At 31.9% G+C, this 23,436-nt stretch carries 19 protein-coding genes, 3 tRNA genes and 1 pseudogene; 18 read left to right on the forward strand and 5 right to left on the reverse strand.

Features of this window, described 5'->3' with window-relative positions:
• Positions 1 to 17: 17 nt before the first annotated feature.
• On the reverse strand, positions 18 to 3,788 hold the full coding sequence (locus tag AC0LWJ_RS01430) for a phosphoribosylformylglycinamidine synthase (protein ID WP_474237133.1): 3,771 nt from the start codon (positions 3,786 to 3,788) through the stop codon (positions 18 to 20).
• 343 nt (positions 3,789 to 4,131) lie between these two features.
• Between AC0LWJ_RS01430 and AC0LWJ_RS01435 the strand changes: the two genes are divergently transcribed.
• A complete protein-coding gene (locus tag AC0LWJ_RS01435) occupies positions 4,132 to 5,619 on the forward strand; it encodes an aminotransferase class I/II-fold pyridoxal phosphate-dependent enzyme (protein ID WP_474237132.1) in 1,488 nt (495 codons plus the stop codon).
• A gap of 44 nt (positions 5,620 to 5,663) precedes the next feature.
• On the opposite strand, the gene trxA is transcribed toward AC0LWJ_RS01435, so the two are convergent.
• Complete coding sequence (gene trxA / locus AC0LWJ_RS01440) at positions 5,664 to 5,990, reverse strand: thioredoxin (protein WP_503031455.1); 327 nt, start codon at positions 5,988 to 5,990, stop codon at positions 5,664 to 5,666.
• Positions 5,991 to 6,172: 182 nt separating this feature from the next.
• On the opposite strand from trxA, the gene amrA reads away from it, so the two are divergent.
• The 3 genes and pseudogenes from amrA (at position 6,173) to queF (ending at position 9,107) form a co-directional block, all read left to right on the forward strand.
• Complete coding sequence (gene amrA / locus AC0LWJ_RS01445) at positions 6,173 to 7,579, forward strand: AmmeMemoRadiSam system protein A (protein WP_474237130.1); 1,407 nt, start codon at positions 6,173 to 6,175, stop codon at positions 7,577 to 7,579.
• Positions 7,576 to 8,555, forward strand: a pseudogene (amrS, locus tag AC0LWJ_RS01450) (AmmeMemoRadiSam system radical SAM enzyme). Before amrA ends, amrS begins: the two are co-directional and overlap by 4 nt.
• Before the next feature lie 144 nt (positions 8,556 to 8,699).
• Positions 8,700 to 9,107 (forward strand): preQ(1) synthase, encoded by a 408-nt coding sequence (gene queF / locus AC0LWJ_RS01455; RefSeq protein WP_474237196.1) that lies wholly within the window; start codon positions 8,700 to 8,702, stop codon positions 9,105 to 9,107.
• A gap of 35 nt (positions 9,108 to 9,142) precedes the next feature.
• On the opposite strand, the gene AC0LWJ_RS01460 is transcribed toward queF, so the two are convergent.
• Together AC0LWJ_RS01460 and AC0LWJ_RS01465 are read right to left on the reverse strand one after the other, a co-directional pair.
• Positions 9,143 to 9,238: transfer RNA gene (locus AC0LWJ_RS01460), tRNA-Sec, on the reverse strand.
• A gap of 35 nt (positions 9,239 to 9,273) precedes the next feature.
• The gene (locus AC0LWJ_RS01465) at positions 9,274 to 9,768 is read right to left on the reverse strand and encodes a phosphatidylglycerophosphatase A family protein (protein ID WP_474237129.1); all 495 of its coding nucleotides are present in this window, start codon (positions 9,766 to 9,768) and stop codon (positions 9,274 to 9,276) included.
• Between the two features lie 182 nt (positions 9,769 to 9,950).
• Here AC0LWJ_RS01465 and gltX point away from each other — a divergent pair, with 182 nt between their 5' ends.
• The 11 genes from gltX (at position 9,951) to holA (ending at position 20,342) form a co-directional block, all read left to right on the forward strand.
• Positions 9,951 to 11,399 (forward strand): glutamate--tRNA ligase, encoded by a 1,449-nt coding sequence (gltX, locus tag AC0LWJ_RS01470; protein ID WP_474237128.1) that lies wholly within the window; start codon positions 9,951 to 9,953, stop codon positions 11,397 to 11,399.
• Between the two features lie 146 nt (positions 11,400 to 11,545).
• A tRNA-Gln gene (locus AC0LWJ_RS01475) sits at positions 11,546 to 11,619 on the forward strand.
• 8 nt (positions 11,620 to 11,627) lie between these two features.
• Positions 11,628 to 11,703 (forward strand) — tRNA-Glu (locus AC0LWJ_RS01480).
• A gap of 151 nt (positions 11,704 to 11,854) precedes the next feature.
• Positions 11,855 to 12,115, forward strand: a complete 261-nt coding sequence (locus AC0LWJ_RS01485; RefSeq protein WP_474237127.1) for a hypothetical protein — start codon at positions 11,855 to 11,857, stop codon at positions 12,113 to 12,115.
• 14 nt (positions 12,116 to 12,129) lie between these two features.
• Positions 12,130 to 12,306 carry a 4Fe-4S ferredoxin gene (gene fdxA, locus AC0LWJ_RS01490; RefSeq protein WP_474237126.1) on the forward strand — a complete coding sequence of 59 codons (177 nt, stop codon included), beginning with the start codon at positions 12,130 to 12,132 and terminating at the stop codon, positions 12,304 to 12,306.
• 108 nt (positions 12,307 to 12,414) lie between these two features.
• On the forward strand, positions 12,415 to 13,290 hold the full coding sequence (gene ilvE, locus AC0LWJ_RS01495; protein WP_474237125.1) for a branched-chain-amino-acid transaminase: 876 nt from the start codon (positions 12,415 to 12,417) through the stop codon (positions 13,288 to 13,290).
• Between the two features lie 255 nt (positions 13,291 to 13,545).
• Complete coding sequence (locus tag AC0LWJ_RS01500) at positions 13,546 to 13,743, forward strand: hypothetical protein (RefSeq protein WP_474237124.1); 198 nt, start codon at positions 13,546 to 13,548, stop codon at positions 13,741 to 13,743.
• Positions 13,744 to 13,823: 80 nt separating this feature from the next.
• A complete protein-coding gene (locus AC0LWJ_RS01505) occupies positions 13,824 to 13,994 on the forward strand; it encodes a Spo0E family sporulation regulatory protein-aspartic acid phosphatase (protein WP_474237123.1) in 171 nt (56 codons plus the stop codon).
• Between the two features lie 223 nt (positions 13,995 to 14,217).
• Positions 14,218 to 16,830, forward strand: a complete 2,613-nt coding sequence (locus AC0LWJ_RS01510) for a calcium-translocating P-type ATPase, SERCA-type (RefSeq protein WP_474237122.1) — start codon at positions 14,218 to 14,220, stop codon at positions 16,828 to 16,830.
• Positions 16,831 to 17,140: 310 nt separating this feature from the next.
• Positions 17,141 to 19,288, forward strand: coding sequence for a DNA internalization-related competence protein ComEC/Rec2 (locus tag AC0LWJ_RS01515; RefSeq protein ID WP_503031456.1), 2,148 nt, complete (start codon positions 17,141 to 17,143; stop codon positions 19,286 to 19,288).
• A 55-nt stretch (positions 19,289 to 19,343) separates the two neighbouring features.
• Positions 19,344 to 20,342 carry a DNA polymerase III subunit delta gene (gene holA / locus AC0LWJ_RS01520; RefSeq protein WP_474237120.1) on the forward strand — a complete coding sequence of 333 codons (999 nt, stop codon included), beginning with the start codon at positions 19,344 to 19,346 and terminating at the stop codon, positions 20,340 to 20,342.
• Positions 20,343 to 20,363: 21 nt separating this feature from the next.
• On the opposite strand, the gene rpsT is transcribed toward holA, so the two are convergent.
• Positions 20,364 to 20,630, reverse strand: a complete 267-nt coding sequence (rpsT, locus tag AC0LWJ_RS01525; protein ID WP_284679439.1) for a 30S ribosomal protein S20 — start codon at positions 20,628 to 20,630, stop codon at positions 20,364 to 20,366.
• 139 nt (positions 20,631 to 20,769) lie between these two features.
• Between rpsT and AC0LWJ_RS01530 the strand changes: the two genes are divergently transcribed.
• The 3 genes from AC0LWJ_RS01530 to spoIIP all read left to right on the forward strand — a co-directional run bounded on the left by AC0LWJ_RS01530 (position 20,770) and on the right by spoIIP (position 23,373).
• The gene (locus tag AC0LWJ_RS01530; RefSeq protein WP_284679438.1) at positions 20,770 to 21,096 is read left to right on the forward strand and encodes a phage holin family protein; all 327 of its coding nucleotides are present in this window, start codon (positions 20,770 to 20,772) and stop codon (positions 21,094 to 21,096) included.
• 4 nt (positions 21,097 to 21,100) lie between these two features.
• Positions 21,101 to 22,075 carry a GPR endopeptidase gene (gene gpr / locus AC0LWJ_RS01535; protein WP_474237119.1) on the forward strand — a complete coding sequence of 325 codons (975 nt, stop codon included), beginning with the start codon at positions 21,101 to 21,103 and terminating at the stop codon, positions 22,073 to 22,075.
• 140 nt (positions 22,076 to 22,215) lie between these two features.
• Complete coding sequence (gene spoIIP / locus AC0LWJ_RS01540; protein WP_474237118.1) at positions 22,216 to 23,373, forward strand: stage II sporulation protein P; 1,158 nt, start codon at positions 22,216 to 22,218, stop codon at positions 23,371 to 23,373.
• Positions 23,374 to 23,436: the final 63 nt, after the last annotated feature.

The raw sequence follows: 23,436 nt of genomic DNA on the forward strand, positions 1-23,436 counted from the left end.
TTTCTATTTATAATTATTTAACCAAAATATTTTACACCGGCTTCAAATATTTTCTGGTCTTTATTTCCGGGTATATTTTTTGCTACATTTGAACATATTCTTTCAGAATGCCCCATTTTGCCAAGTATTTTTCCATCGGGGCTTGTTATGCCTTCTATTGCCCAGATAGAACCATTGGGATTATATGGCATTTCCAGTGTTGGATTTCCGTTAATATCAACATATTGTGTTGCAATCTGCCCATTATCTTTCAATAATTGTAAAGTCTCATCCTTTGCTATAAATCTTCCTTCACCATGTGATACTGCTATTGTATGAATATCTCCTAATTTGACATTATTAAACCAAGGTGATAATGTTGATGTAATTTTTGTCCTAACCATGCAGGATACGTGGCGCCCAATTGTATTATTTGTTAAGGTAGGAGAATCCTCCTCGATATCCTTTATTTCACCAAATGGAAGAAGTCCTAATTTGATCAATGCTTGAAATCCATTGCAAATGCCTAAGATTAATCCATCTCTATTTTTCAACAAATCCATTACAGCATCTTTAACAAAAGGATTTCTGAATACAGCTGCTATGAATTTCCCTGAGCCGTCAGGTTCATCACCTGCGCTGAATCCACCCGGAAGCATTACGATTTGAGAATTATTAATAGCTTTTACAAGATTATTAATCGAATCTTTAATATCATCTCCTGAAAGATTTCTAAACACTACAATATCTACAATACCCCCCGCTTTTTCAAATGCTCTTTTGCTGTCATATTCGCAGTTTGTTCCCGGGAAAACTGGTATTAAAATCCTTGGTTTAGCAAATGAAGTTGAAACAGGGCGTATTATTCTGTTGTCATATTTTATAATTTCAGGTTTCTCTTTTACAGGATTTATTTTTACAGGGAAGACTTTTTCCAGTGGAATCTGCCATGCGTTATAAGCCTCATATAGTGTTATTTCAGTATTATTTAAGTATATTGATTTATCAGATATTGTATGTCCCAATAAAATAAATCCGATATCAGATAATTCATTTTCAATATCAACGGCATCGTCTATTTCTAATACAATTGACCCATATTCTGGTAGAAATAAATCTTTTTTGCTCATTTCTTTTTCAAATTTAAAGCCTATTCTGTTTCCAAAGGACATTTTAGTTATACATTCAGCAAGACCGCCATATTTTACGCTATATGCTGCCAATACCTTATTTTCTTTAATCAGCTTATTTACTTTGTTAAAATTCATCATTAAAGAATTGAAATCGGGTAATTCTCTTTCATCTCTTTTGACAGGTATTAATATTACTCTGCTGCCATATTTTTTAAATTCTGGAGAAATCACATTATTAACATTTATTACATCCATTGCAAAAGCCACAAGGGTCGGTGGTACATTCATATCCATAAAAGTACCTGACATACTGTCTTTACCGCCTATTGCAGGTATTCCAAACATTTTTTGAGCGTAAAGGGCACCTAAAAGGGCACTGAAGGGTTTACCCCACTTAGAGGGGTTCTTCCCCAGTTTTTCGAAATATTCCTGCAATGTAAGTCTTATGGTTTTATAATTACCGCCCATTGCGACTATCTTTGAAACTGCTTCAACAACAGCATAAACTGCCCCATGGAAGGGACTCCATGTTGAAAGTTTAGAATTATATCCAAACGCCATTAATGTGCCTGTATTTGTTTCTCCATCTATTAAAGGTATTTTAGCAGCCATTCCTTCAACAGGGGTATCCTGATATTTGCCGCCAAAAGGCAAAAGTACCGTACCTGCCCCTATTGTACTATCAAACATTTCAACAAGACCCTTCTGGCTGCATACATTTAAATCTGCCAGATTTGACAGCCATTCTTCTTTAAGGCAGGTATTATGATTAAGCCTTGAAAGTGAATTTTCAAAATAACTTTCATTATCTATAGGATTTATAACAACATTTGTTTCTTGTGTAACACCATTTGTATTAAGGAAATCCCGGCTTATATCTACAATTGTTTTACCTTGCCACAGCATTTTCATTCTTCTGTCATTTGTAACTGAAGCAACTTCTATTGCTTCTAAATTTTCTTCTTTTGCCAGCATGATAAATTTTTCAACATCTTTTTTATCAACTACAACTGCCATTCGTTCCTGAGATTCTGAAATAGCAAGTTCTGTACCATCAAGTCCTTCATATTTCTTAGGAATTTTGTCTAAGTCTATAATTAATCCATCGCTTAATTCACCTATTGCAACAGATACACCGCCTGCTCCAAAATCATTGCATTTTTTTATCAATCTGCTGACATGAGGGTTTCTAAAAAGTCTTTGTATTTTTCTTTCTGTAATTGGATTACCTTTCTGTACCTCTGCTCCGCATGTTGCTATGGATTCTTTCGTATGTTTTTTTGAAGATCCTGTAGCACCTCCGCAGCCATCTCTTCCCGTTCTGCCCCCAAGTAATATTATTGCATCGCCTTCTTTCGGTTTCTTCCTTACAACATTTTCTTTTGGGACAGCGCCAATTACAGCACCTATTTCCATTCTTTTTGCAATAAATCCTTCATCATAAATTTCTGCGACATGACCGGTGGATAGACCTATTTGGTTTCCATAAGAACTATAACCATGTGCAGCTTCTGTTGTTATTTTTCTTTGGGGTAGTTTTCCGGGGAGGGTATCCTCGACTTTTTTTCTTGGGTCTCCACTGCCGGTTACCCGCATTGCCTGATATACATACGATCTTCCTGACAATGGATCCCTTATAGCACCGCCAAGGCATGTGGCTGCGCCGCCATAGGGTTCTATTTCGGTTGGATGGTTATGGGTTTCATTTTTAAACATAATAAGCCATTTTTCTGTTTTGCCATTCATATCAACATCTGATATGATACTGCATGCATTTATTTCTTCAGATTCATCAAGATTATCAAGGATTCCTCTTTTTTTAAGTTCTTTCATACCTATTGTAGCAATGTCCATAAGGCATATGTTTCTATCCGTATCATCATAAACATATTTTCGTGATTTAATATATTCACCAAAGGCTTCTTTGATTGGAATTGTATATTTGCTGTCAATAATTTTAATATTATTGATTTTTGTAAGAAATGTAGTATGCCGGCAGTGGTCAGACCAGTATGTGTCAATAACTCTTATTTCTGTTATTGTTGGATTTCTTAACTCGGTATTTTTGAAATACTCTTGACAGAATTTAAAATCTTCAAAGCTCATTGCAAGATTTAGTTTTTTCATTAAAGATTCAAGAGCAGAATCATCCATGTTAATAAATTCCTCAAGTATTTCTACATTATCAGGACGTTTGATTTCAATCTCAAGTGTGTCTGGCTTTTCCAAGGATGCTTCACGTGAATCAACGGTATTTATGCAGTATTCCTTAATTTTAAGCAATTCCTCATTTTTTATATTGCCTTTTAATACAATAACCCTTGCAGTACGAATAATAGGTTTTTTGCCTTCTGTAATGATCTGAATACATTGTTCGGCAGAATCTGCTCTTTGGTCATATTGTCCAGGGAGATATTCGACAGCAAATATTATGTCACCTTCTTCGATATCAAATTGTTCTTCATATAGTGTATCAACATTAGGTTCAGAGAAGATGGTATTTAAGGATTTTAAATAATCCTTCTCTGAAATTCCTGAAATATCATATCTGTTTAATAACCTTAAACCTTTAAGCCCTTTAATATTAAGATTTTCTTTTAAATCATGATAGAGTTTAAAAGCATCAATATTAAATTCAGGCTTTTTTTCCACAAAAATTCTTCTTACTGTGTTCATATTTTTATATTCTCCTTATATATATTTATTTCACGCACTTTCATATTCATTATAATATAAAGTTCTGTTTTTAATCAATATTTAATGTATATTGGATATAATTATGAAACAAAGGTAATATTCATGGAGTTTATTGCTTTCGCAGTTTTTTATAATACTGCATATTATAATTATAGAAAAAAATAAATTATAAATTTTTTATTGAAATATGAATAAATATATCTTATAATAAATTGAAAACAAAAAAGGAAAATAATTAATGTTTTAAAGCCCTGATCCTTTTTGCATCGTGGTTCAGGCTTTTATTCTGAGCCAAAACTTATGAAAGAAGGTGTTAATCAAGTTGAAAAATTTAAATCATGAAAAGACCCCATTGTTTGATGCTCTAATGGAATATGTCAATAATAACACGATACCTTTTCATGTTCCGGGGCATAAAAAAGGAAAAGGAATGGAAAAAAATTTTTTAGAATTTGTTGGAAAAAATGTTTTATCAATGGATGTTACTGTATTTAAGCAAGTTGACAGCCTTCATAAGCCAACCGGTCCTATAAAGGAAGCTCAAGAATTAGCAGCAGATGCTTTCGGTGCTGATGCTACATTCTTTTGTATTCACGGGACATCAGGAGCTATACAGGCTATGATTTTAAGTGTTATGGGTGAAAATGAAAAAATTATTGTACCTCGAAATATTCATAAATCGGTTACCTCTGGAATAATTTTAAGCGGAGCAGTGCCTGTTTATATGCAGCCAGAGGTTGACAAAAATATAGGCGTTGCTCTTAATGTTACACCGGAAGCAGTAGAAAAAACACTTAAAGATAATCCCGATGCAAAGGCTGTTTTAATTATAAATCCCACCTATTATGGTGTATCAGCAGATATTGTTAAAATTGCTGAAATTGTCCATGACTATGGAGCAATTTTGATGGTAGACGAGGCACATGGTCCCCATTTGAAATTTAATGAGAAATTACCAATATCAGCTATGGAAGCAGGGGCAGATATATGTGCACAAAGCACACATAAGATTATTGGCTCAATGACACAGAGTTCAATGCTACATGTAAAAGCGGATAGAATAGATGTATTAAGAGTAAAACAGGTCATGAGCTTACTACAAACAACAAGCCCTTCTTATATATTGCTGGCGTCCCTAGATGTTGCAAGGAAACAAATGATGATAGAAGGTAAGAAATTGCTTGATATGACAATTGAACTTTCGGAATATGCACGTAAAGAGATAAACAATATAAATGGATTGTATTGTTTTGGAGATGAAATTGTAGGTAAAAATGGTGCATATGATTTTGACCCAACAAAGATTACTATAACCGCTAAGGGACTTGGCATAACTGGTCATGAGTTGGAAAGAATGTTAGCTGAAAAATATTATATTCAGCCGGAGTTATCTGATATGTATAATGTATTATGTATTTTTTCAATAGGTGATACAAAGGAAAAAGTTGACTATTTGTTAAGGGCATTAAGGGATATTAGCAATGAATTATATAAAGATGATGTAGATATAATGAAATCTATTGATATACCAGATATACCTGAACAGGTAATATCACCAAGATATGCATTTGAATGTTCAACAGTAGCTCTCCCATTGGAAGAAAGTATTGGACAGATAAGTGCAGAGTTTCTCATGGCATATCCTCCTGGCATTCCAGTATTATGTCCGGGTGAAAGAATAACCAGAGAAATTATAGAATATGTTAATGAAATGAAAAATGCTAATTTAAGCATACAGGGTACTGAAGATCCAAATGTCGAATATATAAAGGTTGTAAATGACCTTCAAATATTAAATATAACAGCATAAAAAGGAGCTATGGAAATTAGCTCCTTTTTATGCTTTGTTTTAAATTATGCATTAATATATTTCGATAATCTGTTAGCAAGTTCTTCTTTGGGCATAAATCCAACTAATTTGTCAACAAGTTTACCATTTACAAATATACCCAAGGTAGGTATGCTCATTACCCTGTATTGTGTTGTGATTAAAGGGTTTTCATCTATATCTAATTTTACAACCTTAATATGGTTTGAATATTCTTCTGAAAATTCTTCAAGAACAGGTGCCATCATTCTGCATGGACCGCACCATTTTGCCCAAAAATCAACTAATACCGGTTTGTCTGAGTTATAAACTTCATTTTCAAATGTCGCATCTGTTACACTAATTGGTTTCATTAATACCAACCTCCTATACTTATCCCCTGTATATGGGGTAATTCCACAATATGAATATAACATTATTTTTAGTATTTGTCAATAATTTTTTTTCCATTCAAATATTATTTTTAAATAATATTTTAAATTATATGTATTAAGAGTATAATATAAGCAAATGAAAAAAGAAAGGGGTAATCACTATGGGTAAGCTTTTATCGGCATACCTCATGCCACATCCACCGATTATAGTACCCGAGGTTGGTCATGGGGAAGAAAAAAAAATACAGAAAACGATAGAGGCTTTAAATTTAGCTTCTAAAAATATAAGAGAACTTATGCCTGATACAATTATCGTTATTTCGCCGCATAGTTATGTTTTTAGAGATGCGGTGTCAATAATAATGAGGTCTGACTTAGAAGGAGACCTTGGAAAGTTTGCAGCCGGAGAGGTTAAATTTAGCTTTAAAAACAACATAGGATTATCTAAAAAGATTTTAGAAAAGGCAAAGGCACATAATATCCCTATTGCAGCAATTGATGAAGCAATATTAAGAAAATATTCATTGCCGGAGGATGTTGACCACGGCACATTGGTACCTTTATACTTTGTCACAAAACAGTACAATGATTTTAAATTAGTAAATTTGGCATATGGATTTTTGCCTTTTGAACAGCTTTATGAATTTGGGATTGCAATAAATGAAGCAATAATTGAGTCAGATAATAAGGTTGTTTTTATTGCCAGTGGAGACCTTTCACATAAACTGACACCAAACAGCCCTAATGGGTATACCCCAAATGGTAAGGTATTTGACGAACTTATTCTGAATCTTTTAAAAGATATGAAAGTAAAAGAAATAGTCAATATGGATAAAGCCCTTATAGAAGATGCTGCAGAATGTGGTTTTAGGTCTATATGTGTTTTGCTGGGGGTTCTTGATGCTTATGAAGTAAAAGCAAAGGTGCTTTCACATGAAGGACCGTTTGGAGTTGGGTATGGTGTTGCAGAATTTATACCTGAAAAAGAAAAATCTTTTGGATTTATGAAAATACTGTATAATTTAAAGAAGGAAAGAATTAATGAAACGAGGGCAAATGAAGATATCTATGTAAAATTAGCAAGGAAAAGTTTAGAATATTATCTTAAGAATAATAAAATAATGAAAGTACCTGAGGATTTACCGATGGAAATGTTAAATAAAAAAGCAGGGGTTTTTGTTTCAATACATAAAGATGGTGACTTAAGAGGATGTATAGGTACAATATATCCTCAAAGGGATAATATTGCTGATGAAATAATAAGAAATGCCATAAGTGCAGGAACGGAGGATCCTCGATTCTATCCCGTAGGGCTTGAAGAACTGGATGATTTAGAATATTCTGTCGATGTTTTAACCCAACCGGAGTCGGTATTATCCATAGATGAACTTGACCCTAAAAAATACGGCATTATAGTAAAAAGCGGTTACAGGTCAGGAGTCCTTCTGCCGGACCTTGAAGGTGTAAATTCAGTAGATGAACAAATTTCCATTGCTCTTAAAAAGGCAGGAATAAATCCACAGGAACCATATAGCATATTAAAATTTAAGGTGGTGAGGCATAAATGAAAGAAGCAATGTTTTATGAAAAACTTGATAATAATACAGTACACTGCTTATTATGTCCTCATGATTGTATAATTAAAGAAGGTAAGTATGGATTTTGTAACGTGCGTAAAAATGTGAAGGGTACCCTTAATACTGAAAACTATGGCATTGTAACAGCAATTGCCTTGGATCCAATAGAAAAGAAGCCTTTATATCATTTCTATCCTGGTAGATATATACTTTCATTGGAACCTTCGGATGCAATTTAAGATGTGCATTTTGCCAGAACTGGGAGATATCACAGCAAAAATTAGAAGGAAATTTTGCATTACCTGAGCAATTAATACATATTGCAAAGTCTCAGAAGAACAATATAGGTATAGCATATACTTATAATGAACCAACTATCTGGTTTGAATATGTGATAGAATGTGCAAAAGCAGCGAGGGAAAATGGGTTAAAAAATGTGCTTGTTTCAAATGGATTTATAAACATTGAGCCTTTAAAAGAAGTACTAAAATATATTGATGCAATGAATATTGATATAAAAGCATTTACTGATGAATATTACAGAAAGCTGTGTTACGGGAAACTTGACAATGTATTAAGGACAGTAGAAGTTGCGGCTAAATCTTGTCATGTTGAAATAACAACATTATTAGTTACAGGAGAAAATGATAATATTGATGAAATAGAAAAACTTGCAAAATGGCTGTCAGGCATAAATAAAAACATCCCTTTACATTTTACAAGATATTTTCCTCATTATAAAATGACAAATCCACCTACACCTATTGAAACCTTAAAATTGGTTTCTGAAACGGGGAAGAAATATCTTAATTATGTTTATACAGGCAATGCCTCTGGGTTTGATAACAATACATATTGTCCTGTATGCAGGAATTTACTGATTGAAAGGAATATCAATATAAATATTATTGGTATAAAAAATAACAAGTGTTCAAAATGTGGAAATGAATTTTACGGTTTTATATAATTTATCAAAGAAATAAAGTATAATAAGCTTTATAAATATAAGAATTTAAAGACAGAAAGAACTATGATAAATAATTTTTTAAATGAAAGGAGTGAAAAGCGCATTTCATCCACCTGTTAAGGAATGGAGTATCCAGCGCTTAAACTGATGAATAAATACAGTGAAAAGAGATTTGATATTTATGGGTATGATAAAATTGATTCAGAAATTTTAGAGACGACGGTATATGAGTATCCAGAGAAAGATACGGTTATAGAATACAATACCGAAGAATTTTCTTCTGTGTGTCCATGGACAGGCTTGCCGGATAATGCAAGATTGACGATTAAGTATATACCAAATGATAAATTGGTTGAATTAAAATCTTTAAAATATTATTTAACATCATACCGAAATGTAGGAATATTACAGGAACATGCTGTCAACCGTATATTAGATGATTTGGTTAAACTTTTAGCTCCCAAATGCATGGAGGTTATTGGTGAATTCATGGAAAGAGGAGGTATTTCCACAAGGGTTGTTGCTAAATATGATAGTGAGGATAAAAGTTAATTGATATAAAATTATAAGTAATCAAATTAAAAAAATGGCGGGAGTATGTGGGAATCGAACCCACCTCTCGCCGTAAAGGACGAGAAGCTGGTTTTGAAGACCAGTAGATACACCAGTACCTATCTACTCCCAATGTTATTTATTATAATATATTTTGTCCTTTTTTTCAACATTCATTATCATTATGAGCACATTCATTATCTTTATGAGAATGTGCTATTTTAGAACAGGCGGCTGCAACAATTGCTGCAACTAAATCATCAATAAAGGTATTGCAGTGTTCATTTTTATCTTCGTTTAATTTACCTATTATACCAAGCTTGATTTTATCGAGGTAACCAAAATTTGTAAGTCCTATTGAACCATATATATTTGTAATACTTAACGCAAGAATTTCATCAATGCCGTATAGTGGTTCGTCACGCTTTAATATAGAAAGAAGTGGTTCCTCAAGTATATTTTTTTCAGCTAATTTATCAAGGGTTATACCTGTTAAGACTGCATTTTGTACCTCTCTTTTATTAAGTACTGAATTAATGCTTGCAATACATTCATCTTTTGTTAACGTATAGTATTTTTTTTGAAGTTCAATTACAAGCTCTGCCATGTCATCAATTGTTACACCGCGTTCTTTTAAAAGCTCAATTGTTGTATTTTTCATTGCTTACCTCCTAATGTTTTGATAATATTATTATAATATCATTTTTAAGAATTATAATAAATAGATACGAAGTTATATTATGATGTTTTGTTGAAAAATATTATTTATTAAAGTATAATCAATGTTAGTTAAAATTTTCTGGCTAAATTTTTATATAGCATAAAGGGTATGGAGGTAATTTTATGAGTGATATAAGAGTGAGATTTGCGCCAAGTCCTACTGGCAATTTGCATATAGGTGGTGCACGTACAGCATTGTTTAATTGGTTATTTGCAAGACATAATGAAGGATGTTTAATTCTTAGGGTAGATGATACTGATATTGAACGTTCTACCGAGAAATCTATGGAAGCTATTCTTGATGGTTTAAAATGGCTTGGTTTAGACTGGGATGAGGGTCCTTTTTATCAAGCTCAAAGGTTAGAAAGATATAGGGAATATGCTCAACAACTTCTTAATGAAGGTAAGGCATATTATTGTTTTTGCTCAAAGGAAGAACTTGACGAAATGAGAAAAAAAGCTCAAAAAGACGGTAGACCTTCTATGTATTCAGGGAAGTGCAGGGATTTAAAACAGGAAATGAATGAAAAATACTTAGAAGAGGGTAAAAAACCGGTTATAAGGCTTAAAGTTCCCAGAGTAGGTAAAACAGTGGTTCATGATATAATAAGGGGAAATGTTGAGTTTGAAAATTCAACATTTGATGATTTTATAATAATGAAATCCGATAATATGCCGACATATAATTTTGCGACGGTTATTGATGATTATGAGTTTAAGATATCTCATGTAATAAGAGCAGAAGAGCATCTTTCCAATACCCCCAAACAAATCTTGATATATGAGGCATTGGAATTCAAACTCCCAGAATTTGCACATGTTTCAATGGTTCTGGCGCCTGATAGGAGCAAGCTCAGCAAAAGACATGGAGCAACATCTGTACAGGAATTTAGAGATTTAGGATATTTGCCAGAAGCAATTATTAATTATATAACATTATTGGGATGGATACCTCAAGATGGAGAGGAAATATTTGATACTTCGAAAAGCATAAAGGAATTTACACTTGAAAGGGTTTCTAAAAATCCTGCAATATATGATACAAAAAAATTAACGTGGCTAAATGGACATTATATAAGGGAATATGATATCGATAAACTGACAAATATGGTTATACCTTTTCTGCAAAAGAAAAATTTAATTGGGGATAACTATGATTATAATTACATTAAAAAGATTGTTAAGGCAGTGAGAGAGAGGGAAAAAACCCTTATAGATATTGCCGATGCTTTATCATATTATTTTGCAGAGATAGAAGAGTATGATAAAAAGGGTGTAAAAAAATATTTTTTAAAGACCGGCGTTATAGACATATTAAAAAAAGCGAAAAAAGCATTAGAAAATGTAGAGCCTTTTACAGTGGAAAATACAGAGGATGCATACAGAAGGCTTATTGAGGAACTGAAAATTTCCAGCGGGAATTTATTTCACCCAACGAGGCTCGCAATATCTGGCAAGACATTTGGACCTGGTTTGTTTGATATTATGGAACTTTTAGGAAAGGCTAAAACCCTTGAGAGAATAGAAAAGGCGATTGAATATATCGAAAACTACCATGAAGAAGTAGAATAATCATATTATAAATCAAGAGGGTTATTTCAAGAGGATTATTTATGAATAAATAAAGTTAAAAATGATAAATATATATTGAAAAAATAAAAATAAAAAAAGGCTTGTCAAAATAATAAAGCCATGTTATAATATTTTCTGTTAGCTGGTGCCGAATGGTGTAACGGTAGCACCGATGACTCTGGATCATCTAGTCTAGGTTCGAATCCTAGTTCGGCAGCCATCATTTGCGGCCTTATCGTCTAGTGGCCTAGGACATCGCCCTCTCACGGCGAAGACAGGGGTTCGACTCCCCTTAAGGCTACCATTCATATCCACTTAGTTCTAATAATTTTCTTTAAGGAATACTCTTTTTAATATAAATCTTAGAATGGTATTTTAAACTTAAATAAGTTTTAATTTTGAAGAATAAGACTTATTTTAATGACAAAAAAATTTTTTATATTGATTTTTTTATATTGATTACAAAAAAAAATTATGATATAATCCATTTAGGACAAACTGGCGGGAATCTTCTCCAATTTATTGGAGAGATAAAAGCCAGTATGTATGAAAAAGTATCTGCAAAGGATGGGGAAACCCGTCACGGCAGTAGTGGGGTTGGACATCCCGGTTGCGTACCGATGGGACTTTCATCGGCAGCACGAAGCTCGCCAATTTATTGGTGTGTAGTTCACACGGGGTGGTTCATATTTATGAAGTACATACTGTATACTTGAAAGGAGGAAATAAGATGGCGCATATTATTGATCAAGAAGAATGCATAAGTTGTGGTGCTTGTGCTGATGAATGCCCAGAAGATGCAATAAAAGAAGTTGATGACAAGTATGAAGTAAATGCCGATGCATGTATTGATTGTGGAGCATGTGAGGATGTTTGCCCAACAGGAGCAATAAAAGAAGCTGAATAAAAGGAATACAAAGAGTCCCTGTAATGGGGCTTTTTGTTTTGATTGACTAAATAAATTTATAATGTTATAATTTACGTTAAAATATTAATATGCATTGGGGGAATTGAAATGTCTATTGTATATATAAATGGTGAGTTTGTTGACAGCGATAAGGCGGTTGTTTCTGTTTTTGACCACGGATATCTTTATGGCGATGGTATATTTGAAGGTATCAGGGCATACAACGGTACAGTGTTTAAACTTAAGGAGCATTTAAAAAGGCTTTATAGTATGTCAAAAGCTTTGCTTCTTGATATACCAATTACTATGGAGGAAATGGAAAAAAAGGTTTGTGAAACGGTTAGAAAAAACAATTTAAAGGATGCCTATATTAGATTAGTTGTATCGAGAGGAAAAGGTGACCTTGGGCTTGATCCATATAAATGTGATAAACCAACTATAGTAATAATTGCAGATAAAATTGCTTTGTATCCTGAGGAAACATATGAAAAGGGGCTTAAAATAATTACGTCTACATATAGGAGGAATTCAATACAATCACTTGACCCACAGATAAAATCATTAAATTATTTGAATAATATACTTGCTAAAATTGAGGCGGTAAAAGCGGGATATTCTGAAGCGTTGCTTTTAAATCTTGAGGGTTATGTTGTTGAATGTACAGGGGATAATATTTTCATAGTATCAAATGGAACCTTATTCACACCACCATCAGCAGCAGGAGCACTTGGAGGAATAACAAGGGCTACAGTAATTGACATAGCAAAGGAATTAAATATACCTTTTGAAGAAAAGAACATTTCATTATTTAATGTATATACGGCTGACGAATGTTTTCTGACAGGAACAGCAGCAGAAGCCATACCGGTTACTGAGGTTGACCATAGGATAATAGGCAGTGGAAAAGCTGGTGAAATTACAAAAAAACTAATTAGCGAGTTTAGAAAGATTACATCAGTATATGGAACAAAGGTTTATGAGTAAAATAAACATGTAAAATAAGAATGTTTTGCTTAGCATTGAAAATATAAAAGTAAAGAGATAAAAATATAAATAATAAATAGTATTCATATTGTTAAGAATAATATATGAGGAAACAAACAATGATTTTTCCAGAATAGCAGGAAATTTATAACATATATAGAATATATAACAATATAAAATATTTTACGCAAATAAAATTGCCTATAGGCAAAAATATATTGTATATCAATTCTATATATGTTAGGAGGAATTATCTTGGATAGTAATAAAAATTTTGAGCTTGAGAATTTAATGGAAAATATTAAAAGAAAAATTATTAATGATGATATAATGAATAAGATTTATAATGAAGAGGATATATTTTTAAAAGCAAATGACTGGAAAATAAATTGTGCAAAGGATATAGTAGAATCATACAAGAAATTGTTGAAAGTTATGGGGAAAATTAATTAAATTTTCCTTAGCATACTATTGAAATTTATGGTTTAAAATGATAAAATTGTATATGCAATCATTTTAAAAGGAGAAGCATTATGAATACTAATATTTCGGTATTGGAGCAAAAAATAAATGATTTAAGGCAGGAACTTGATGATTTAATTCAACAGAAGAATGTCAAATATGATGTTGTACTTGATATCAGCAGGCGTCTCGATGATTTGATTGTATTTTATGTTTCAACAAAAAATATAAATACAGAATAATATGAATATAATTTGATAATGTTTAAATATATTAGAGATAATAATATTATTGTTTTAATGAAGGGGAGTAACTCTTAAATAATCAGTCGTCATCACGGTACTAAAAACCCGGTTGATTATGCAGTAACTGCGAGTGAGACCTTTATTTTGTGATATTATCACGAAATAAAGGTCTCACTCTATATTTAACATTTTTATCTGATTTATGGAAAGGAGAAAAAGAATGAAAAAATATTGGAGATTTGATATAGCAGAAGTCCTTAAAGATTTGAATACAGATTCAAACAAAGGATTATCAAGCAGGGAGGTTGAAATAAGGCTTTCTAAATATGGGACAAATAGTCTAAAAGGTAAAGGAAGAAAATCTATATTTTCAATGTTTATTGAACAGTTTAATAATTATATGGTAATTATATTAATTATAGCAGCTTTTATATCTTTTTTTCTTGGAGAGGTTGTAGATGCAGTTATAATATTATTTATCTTAATATTAAATGCACTTCTTGGGATGATTCAGGAAAACAAGGCGGAGGAATCTCTTGAAGCTTTAAAGAAATTATCTGCACCAAACGCAAGAGTCTTGAGAGATGGTAGAATTATTGAAATAGAAGTTTCCAACATAGTTCCGGGTGATATTGTATTTTTGGAAGCAGGTAATTTTGTCCCGGCAGATGGCAGAATAATAGAATCTGCCAATTTAAAGATTGATGAATCATCACTTACCGGTGAGTCTTTGCCGGTAGAAAAATCTCAGATGATGATTGAGGATGAGGATTTAGATATTGGCGGCAGAACAAATATGGTTTATAAGGGAACAATTGTTACATACGGTAGAGGGAAATACGTTGTAACAGCAACTGGCATGAATACAGAGGTAGGTTGTATAGCCTGTATGTTAGAGAGTGAAAACAATCAAAGAACGCCCTTACAGGAAAAGCTGGAACAGCTTGGAAAATATCTTGGCTCAGGTGCTATCATTATATGTGTAATTATATTTATAATAGGGGTACTTGAAAAAAGACCGGTTTTTGAGATGTTTATGACTGCTGTAAGTCTTGCAGTTGCTGCTATACCAGAAGGTTTACCGGCAGTCGTTACTATTACACTTGCGATTGGTGTTCAAAAAATGATTAAAAGGAATGCAATAATAAGAAAGTTGACAGCTGTTGAAACCTTAGGCAGTGCTAATGTTATTTGTTCCGACAAGACAGGAACATTAACACAGAATAAAATGACCGTCGTTAAAGTATTTAGTGATGGCAGGGAATATGGATTAAGAAATAACGTTAATGAAAAACTGCATTTTATATTAAAGGCTGCTGCTTTATGTACAGATGCAATAATTAATAAAGATGGCAAAAGTATTGGTGACCCGACTGAGGTTGCACTGGTGGCTGCCTTTGAAAGTACAGGGTCTAAAAAAATAGATGCAGAAAATGAAAATCCCAGAGAAGCAGAAATTCCTTTTGATTCTGAACGTAAAATGATGACAACAATACATAGAATGGATAAAGATAGATATAGAATTGTAACCAAGGGTGCATTTGATAATATTATTGAAAGATGCAAATACATATTAAAAAATGATGAAGTAATATCGCTCGGAAATGAAGATAAAGAAGAGATAAAAAAAGAAAATGAAAAAATGGGTAAAGACGCCTTAAGGGTGCTTGCTGTATCATATAAAGATATTGACAAAATTCCTGAAAATCTATCCAGTGAAGCGGTAGAAAAGGACTTGATATTTGTAGGGCTTATAGGAATGATAGATCCACCGCGGGAAGAAGTAGAAGAATCTGTGAAGTTGTGTAAAAAAGCGGGAATCAAACCGGTAATGATAACAGGAGATCATAAAATCACAGCATCTGCAATAGCAAGAGAACTGGGAATACTGAGTGAAAATGACGAAGTTATATCAGGCAAAGAACTGGAAAAAGTTTCGGATGAGGAATTAATCAATAGAGTGAAAAATATTTCTGTTTATGCAAGGGTTTCGCCAGAGCATAAGATGAGGATAATAAAAGCATGGCAAAAAAATAAAGCAGTAGTTGCTATGACCGGTGACGGTGTAAATGATGCACCGGCGTTAAAACAAGCTGATATTGGTGCTGCGATGGGGATTACAGGTACTGATGTAGCTAAGGAAGCTGCAGATATGGTTTTGACAGATGACAATTTTTCTACTATTGTTGTGGCAGTGGAGGAAGGCAGGACTATTTATTCAAATATAAAAAAGTCAATACATTACCTTCTTTCCTGTAATATAGGGGAGATAATTGTTTTATTGGTTGCAACAATACTTGGGATGCCGCTTCCTTTAAAGCCAATACATATATTATGGGTTAATCTTATTACAGATAGTTTACCTGCACTTGCTCTTGGATTAGAACCGGCTGAAAAAGATATAATGCTTAAAAAGCCACGGAGGAAGGAAGAAGGAATATTTTCAGAAGGTTTGGCAATAAGGATACCTTTAGAAGGTATAATGATAGGTGCTGTATCTTTTTTGGCTTTTATAATAGGTCTTAATGAAAGCCTTAGCAATGGAAGAACCATGGCTTTTGTGGTTTTAACAATGTCACAATTAGTTCAGGCGATGAATGTAAGGTCAAATAAATCTATATTTAAAATAGGAATATTTAAAAACAAATATATGATTTTTGCATTTACAATATCATTGATATTACAACTTATTGTAGTTATGACACCATTGAATACAATTTTTGAGGTTAAAAATGTTAATATTTATGACTGGGACATTATTATAGCTCTATCACTTGCACCATTAATAATAATGGAAATTGTTAAACCTTTTTTAAATAGGAATTCTAATTAAGCTGTTTTAAACAGCTTTTTTTTATTAAGATTATTTATCATGCTTATAAGAAGATATTGCTTTTTATTGTATAAAATTATATGATTTTATTGTAAGAATATCCAGGGGGTACATGATATGAGGATTATTATTCTTAGCTTACAAAGGCTATATAGTATATTTTTCAAGTACAGAAGAGAGGTATAAAATGAACGCCCCCTTTTTATATATTGCAATAGCTCTATCCTCTGGTATAATTGTTGGTCGATATAATATAAACATAAATTATTTATTTATATTGTTGCTTATATCTGTATTTTTTTCTATTATCATGTATAAGAAATCCTTAAATGCTACGCTTCCCATTTTAATAAGTATTTTTCTTTTTGGAGTTATAATTGGTACAAACGCTATATATTCGAAAAACAATTATGAAACTATGGAAGGAAAGCTTGTAACTATAAGGGGTACCGTATCTGAACTAAAGAAAATGCAGAATTTATCAAAATATATTGTTAACCCAGATAGAGGTCTAAAGATTCTTGTATCACAGTATGAGGGGATTCCACCTGAAAATGGAGATTTAGTAAATGTAAGGGGAATAGTATATATACCTCCAGAAAAAAGAAATCCGGGAGGATTTAACTACAGATTATTTTTAAGGAAAAATAATATAGGGGCACTGATGAGTATTAAAGGTACAAGCTTTGAAATAGTACAAAAGAACAAAAATGGTGTTATTGATAGAATATTACAGAACACAAGAAATAAAATCAGGGCTGGATATGCCGCATCAATGCCGAAAAATGATGCTGAATTTGTTTCATCTATAATATTGGGGGATTATAGTATAGATGATGCTACGATGAATTCCTTTAGAATTACCGGCATTGCCCATGTATTGTCGGTATCGGGACTTCATGTTGGCGTTATTGCCTTATTTATTATATTTATACTGGGATTTTTTAAAATCAATAGATACAGTACACCAATTGTTATCTTGATTTTAATATTTTATACCCTATTAACTGGCTCAGTACCGCCTGTTATGAGGTCAACAATCATGGCATCAATGGCATTGATAGGTACAAGTATAGGGAGAAATAACGTGCCGGAAAATTCTATTTCTGTTGCTGCAGTATTTATATTGCTCATTAATCCCCTTATGATTTATGATGTTGGTTTTCAACTATCGTTTATAGCAACCTTATCAATCATATATCTCTATAATCCATTAAAAGCTTTGATAAAAATTCCAAATAAAAAACTTAAGGATATGATTGCTTTGACGATGGCAGCGCAAATCGGCACAATTCCAATTATACTTTTTTATTTTCACAATTTATCTCTTATTTCTCTTTTGGCAAACATATTAATTGTACCAATAACAGGTGCTGTTGTTATTCTTGGATTTATATCTGCGGTTATAAGCATAGTCATACCATTTTTATCTTTTCCAATAAATTATATTAACATACCGATTGTTGAGATAATTTTATATTTGACAAAATTTCTTAGTTGTTTACCATATGCAAGCATAAATACATTAGTAATGCCTTTTTATGCTATTATATTGTATTATATAATGATTATAGTGTTTTTAAGTAAATTAAATAAAAAGCTTAAATATCAAATAACTGCAATAATAATCTTTATTTTTATTGCAGGAATTGTTTATAATGTTGCTGTACATAAAGGATTGGAAGTTACATTTCTTGATGTGGGGCAGGGCGACAGTGCTTTTGTAGAAACACCTCACGGGAAGAAAATCCTTATTGATGGAGGCGGAAGACCAAATGCAAATGGTACGGCATTTGATGTTGGACATAATATAGTAATGCCCTTTTTGTACTATAAAAATACAGCAACGCTTGATACTATATTTATCTCACATACGGATATTGACCATATCGGAGGAGTATTAAGTATCCTTAATGAAATAAACGTTAAGAAAATATTCATAGGAGAACAGAAGATTACGGATAATAATTACAAAGAACTTATTGAAATTGTTAAATCAAAACAAATACCAGTTGTATTTTTAACACAAGGAGATGTGGTGACGATAGATGGAATTGATTTTATTGTATTAAGTCCCGGGAAAGATTTTATTGAGGAAAATCCAATTAATAATAATGCTTTAACATTTAAAATGATTTATAGAAATGCTGATTTTTTATTTACGGGTGATATTGAAAAGGAAGCAGAAAACAAATTGAAAAATTTAGATATAAAAGCAGATGTGCTAAAGGTTCCACATCATGGTTCAAGTACATCTTCAACAAAAGATTTTATTGAGAAGGTAAATCCTGAGATTACTATAATTTCAGTGGGTAAAAATAATTATGGACATCCCAATGTTAATGTCGTAAAATACTTAGCAAGTATTTCTAAATTATATAGAACAGACAGGGATGGCGCAGTTATTATAAATACGGATGGTAATGTTATTAAAGTAAAAAAGTTTATTGAGAATTAAAAATATATTTTATGTTCTTTTGAGTCAATTCTGTTGTTTTAGTAGAGGGAAAGGAATGAAGGGTAAGATGAATTATACAGACTTTATAAATAGTTTAAAATCTAAAATATTACCTGTATATGTTTTTTATGGTGAAGAAAAGTTTTTATTGGATGATGCTTATAAAAAATTAAAGAATATATTGCTTAATGGGATTGCAGATGAAATGAATTGTTTAATGATTGAGGAAGCAAATTTGGATAATATTATTGATGCATGTGAAACCCTTCCTTTTATGTCCCAGCACAAATTGGTAGTTGTAAAGGACCAAGACATGTTTAAAAGGCTTGATGATAGAAGTATTAAAAAATTGATTGATTATATCGGAAACAAAAATAATGACAATATTCTGCTGTTCATGTTTGGTGATACAATTGATATGAGGAAAAAATTTTTTAAAACAATTGAAAAATATGGTATCATAGTAAATTTTGAAAGGGTAAAATATAAAGAAGCTGTTAATTATACCGGATATTTTATAAGGAAATATGGGAAGACTATAAAAAAGCCATTGGCAGAATTTATTGTAAAAAATTGTGGAACAGATTTATACAGAATATTTAACGAAGTAAATAAAATTATTGCATATTCTGAAAATGATGAGGTATCAGAAAAAGATATTAAAGCTGTTGTTTGCGTTGATTTACATGAAAATATATTTAATTTAGTTAACTCGATTGGCTTAAAAAAGGAAGCAGAAGCAATATATCTTTTAAATAGAATGATTAATAACGGTGAAAGTGGTATTGTTATATTAAGCATGATTATAAGACAGTTCCGAAATATTTTAAAAGTTGTATATCTTATGCAAAAAAATATTGATAAAAAAGAATATGCTGCAAGATTAAGTATACATAGTTTTGCAGTTAAGGATATACTAATACAGAGTAAAATGTTTAGTTTTAAAGAACTGATTGCAGCATATGACAAATGCTTGTTATGTGATAAAGCGTTAAAATCAGGACATGATGCAAGGCTTTCCTTAGAAAATCTCATAAGAAAACTTTGTAAGTGAAAAAGCGTACCATGTACGCTTTTATGCATCTAAGGTATTTAATTTTTTACAGAGTCTTGATTTTTTTCTTGCAATGGTATTTCTATGCAAAACACCTTTTGAATATGCCTTGTCAAGCTCTCTAATAGCGGCCTTTAATGTTTTCTTTGATTCATCTATGTTACCGGCGGAAAGATTCTTTTCAAATTTGGAAATAGCCGTTTTTACTTTAGATTTTATCATTTTGTTTTTTAAAGTCTTTTTTGCAGTAACTAAAATTCTTTTTTTTGCGGATTTTATATTTGCCAAACTTTTTCACCTCCTCAAATCAATCAAATGTAATTTTAACATGAAAACATAATATTTGCAACTGATTAATTAATAATAATTTACCATAGTGGTATATTATCTGTCAAATTGTTTATCATATTTACAGGAGGTGATTTTTATGTTGAAATCAATAGTTAGGTTTATTGTATCTGCAATTGTCTTATTAGTGGTTGGATACCTTGTACCTGGTTTTAGTGTTGCAGGCTTTTGGGGTGCTTTAATTTCAGCAGTTGTTATTGCCTTATTGGGATATATTGTTGAAGCATTGTTGGGGAAAAATATCTCACCAAGGAGCAGAGGTATTGTAGGGTTTATTGTTGCGGCAATAGTTATATATATTGCACAATTTATTGTGCCTACAATACATGCTACGATTCCGGGTGCATTGATAGCAGCATTTGTAATAGGGCTTGTAGATGCTTTTATACCTACTGAATTGAGGTGAAATCATGTTCAGTATAAGGACAGACCTTGCTGTAGAGGCACGTGAACTTTATAAAGAGGGTTATGCAGGTGAAATACCCGGTGTATCCGTAGAAGAAAAAAATTATGAAGGGGTTAAGGTTGTAAAAGTAAGCATTTTAAATGAACAGGGAGTACAGGCAATGGGAAAGCCTGTTGGTGATTATATAACAATAGAAGCACCTGATTTGATAGAAAGGGATTTGAAATTAGAAGAAAATGTAGCGAAAATACTTGCAAACGTCATTAAACAAATAACAACCTTAAGTGCTGAAACAAATATACTTGTGGTAGGTCTTGGTAATTGGAATGTTACGCCTGATGCACTTGGACCAAAGGTGGTTTCAGATGTAATTATAACAAGGCATTTGAAAGAAATTATTCCAGATGAATTTGGAAATGAAATAAGTGCTGTATCTGCTATAGCACCAGGTGTTCTTGGTATCACAGGTATTGAAACAGTTGAAATTGTAAAAGGTATTGTTGATAGGATTAAACCTGACATATTAATAACAATTGACGCACTTGCATCCAGAAGGATAGAAAGGTTAGCTACAACGATACAAATTGCAAATACCGGTATAAGTCCCGGTTCAGGTATTGGCAATATGAGACTTGCAATAAATCAGGAAAGTATTGGGATACCTGTCATAGCTATTGGAGTTCCCACAGTAGTAGATGCTGCTACAATAGCAAATGATACAATAGAATATCTGACAAATTCACTTATTAAACAAACAAAAGAGGATAGTCCATTTTATACAGTATTAAAAAACATGGGGAGTGAAGATAAATATGCACTTATTAAAGAGGTATTGAATCCATATGTTAAAGACCTCATGGTAACTCCAAAAGAAGTAGATTCTTTAATTGAGAATATTTCTTCAATCATATCAAAGGGTATAAATATGGTATTACAACCTAATATGACAATTGAAGAAATGAATCAACTTGTACATTAATTTTGTAATAAAGCACCTCTCTTTCGAATAATTTATATTATAAAAAGTCAATTAAGTAAATATCTCTTAGAGAGGAAAATGACTTTTTGTTTTAATCTGGGATTCCTATGTGAATAAAATACAAAAGAGGGGTGCTTTTATTGTATAAGAATTCAATAAAATGTTATAGAATTAAAAAAATTTTGTTTATGCTGCTTCTTACAATAAATATATTGGGATATAAATGGATGATAACGAATAATATTAAAACACAAAATAGCGGAATAATTACTGATGCCTTTGCTGAAGAATATAATAATGTCGACAATATGTTTATTATGGCTATTAATTATACAATGCCAGTTGTTGATGTTAGTTTTAAGACGCAGGGATATAGTGGAAAAGATTTGACAATTGCATCATTGTTGAATATCGATACAAATAATCCATTAAGTATAATAAAATACCAAATACCGGTTCTGGCACAGGGCGAAAACAAAAATGCTTCTACAGCAAAAAACAACATAACTTCAAATGTTGATAATGGGAAACAAACATCAAAACCTGAAGAAGCCCCTCCAGATATTTCTGCAAATTCAAATATTAAGTCATTAGGGAAACCGATAATTTTGCTTTATCATACACATACAATGGAATCATTTGTAGCAACTCCTAAATATAAATATATAGCATCATATGGATATGACAGGACGGATAATTTAAACCTAAGTGTAGCAAAAGTCGGAGATTATTTAACGGATAATCTTGAAAAAAATTATGGTATAAGTGTATTGCATAATAAAACAATTCACGATTATAATTATGATGAATCATATTACAATTCATCTTTGACAGTAAAAAAATTGCTTGAAAATAACCCATCAATAAAAGTCGCAATTGACCTGCATCGGGATGGATATGGCGGTATAATGAAGCCGGGTGTTGATTGTATACCTGCTTTAAGCAGTCTTCCAAACCAGCCATACAGAAATAAATATATCATGGATATTAATGGTGAAAGAATAGCAAAGTTAATGTTTGTAATAGGTGCAAGAAGAACGAAAGATATGAATGAAGATTGGAAAAAGAATTATGAATTTGCAAAACAGCTTAGTGATAAGCTTAATGAATTGTATCCGGGTATTTCCTTAGGGGTTGAGGTTCATACATATAGCGAGTATAATCAGCATTTTCTTGATAAAGCCATACTAATCGAACTCGGGTGTAATGAGAATACCTTAGAAGAGGCACTTGGAACTACAAAATATCTTGCAAAAGGGTTGTATGAAGTATTAAAAGAAGATAAAATGATTAACTAAGCGTTAATAATAATTTATGACTATTTGATCTTATTCCATAGCAGACTTTAAAAGCCAAGCTAT

It is taken from the genome of Aceticella sp. 75b-Ac (genome assembly GCF_056032965.2).

Excerpts from the sequence above, each read along its gene's own strand:
- AC0LWJ_RS01430 (WP_474237133.1), bottom strand. The coding sequence starts at position 3,788 with ATGAACACAGTAAGAAGAATTTTTGTGGAAAAAAAGCCTGAATTTAAT.
- trxA (WP_503031455.1), bottom strand. The coding sequence starts at position 5,990 with ATGAAACCAATTAGTGTAACAGATGCGACATTTGAAAATGAAGTTTAT.
- amrA (WP_474237130.1), top strand. The coding sequence starts at position 6,173 with ATGGGTAAGCTTTTATCGGCATACCTCATGCCACATCCACCGATTATA.
- AC0LWJ_RS01465 (WP_474237129.1), bottom strand. The coding sequence starts at position 9,768 with ATGAAAAATACAACAATTGAGCTTTTAAAAGAACGCGGTGTAACAATT.
- gltX (WP_474237128.1), top strand. The coding sequence starts at position 9,951 with ATGAGTGATATAAGAGTGAGATTTGCGCCAAGTCCTACTGGCAATTTG.
- fdxA (WP_474237126.1), top strand. The coding sequence starts at position 12,130 with ATGGCGCATATTATTGATCAAGAAGAATGCATAAGTTGTGGTGCTTGT.
- ilvE (WP_474237125.1), top strand. The coding sequence starts at position 12,415 with ATGTCTATTGTATATATAAATGGTGAGTTTGTTGACAGCGATAAGGCG.
- AC0LWJ_RS01505 (WP_474237123.1), top strand. The coding sequence starts at position 13,824 with ATGAATACTAATATTTCGGTATTGGAGCAAAAAATAAATGATTTAAGG.
- AC0LWJ_RS01510 (WP_474237122.1), top strand. The coding sequence starts at position 14,218 with ATGAAAAAATATTGGAGATTTGATATAGCAGAAGTCCTTAAAGATTTG.
- AC0LWJ_RS01515 (WP_503031456.1), top strand. The coding sequence starts at position 17,141 with ATGTATAAGAAATCCTTAAATGCTACGCTTCCCATTTTAATAAGTATT.
- holA (WP_474237120.1), top strand. The coding sequence starts at position 19,344 with ATGAAGGGTAAGATGAATTATACAGACTTTATAAATAGTTTAAAATCT.
- AC0LWJ_RS01530 (WP_284679438.1), top strand. The coding sequence starts at position 20,770 with ATGTTGAAATCAATAGTTAGGTTTATTGTATCTGCAATTGTCTTATTA.
- gpr (WP_474237119.1), top strand. The coding sequence starts at position 21,101 with ATGTTCAGTATAAGGACAGACCTTGCTGTAGAGGCACGTGAACTTTAT.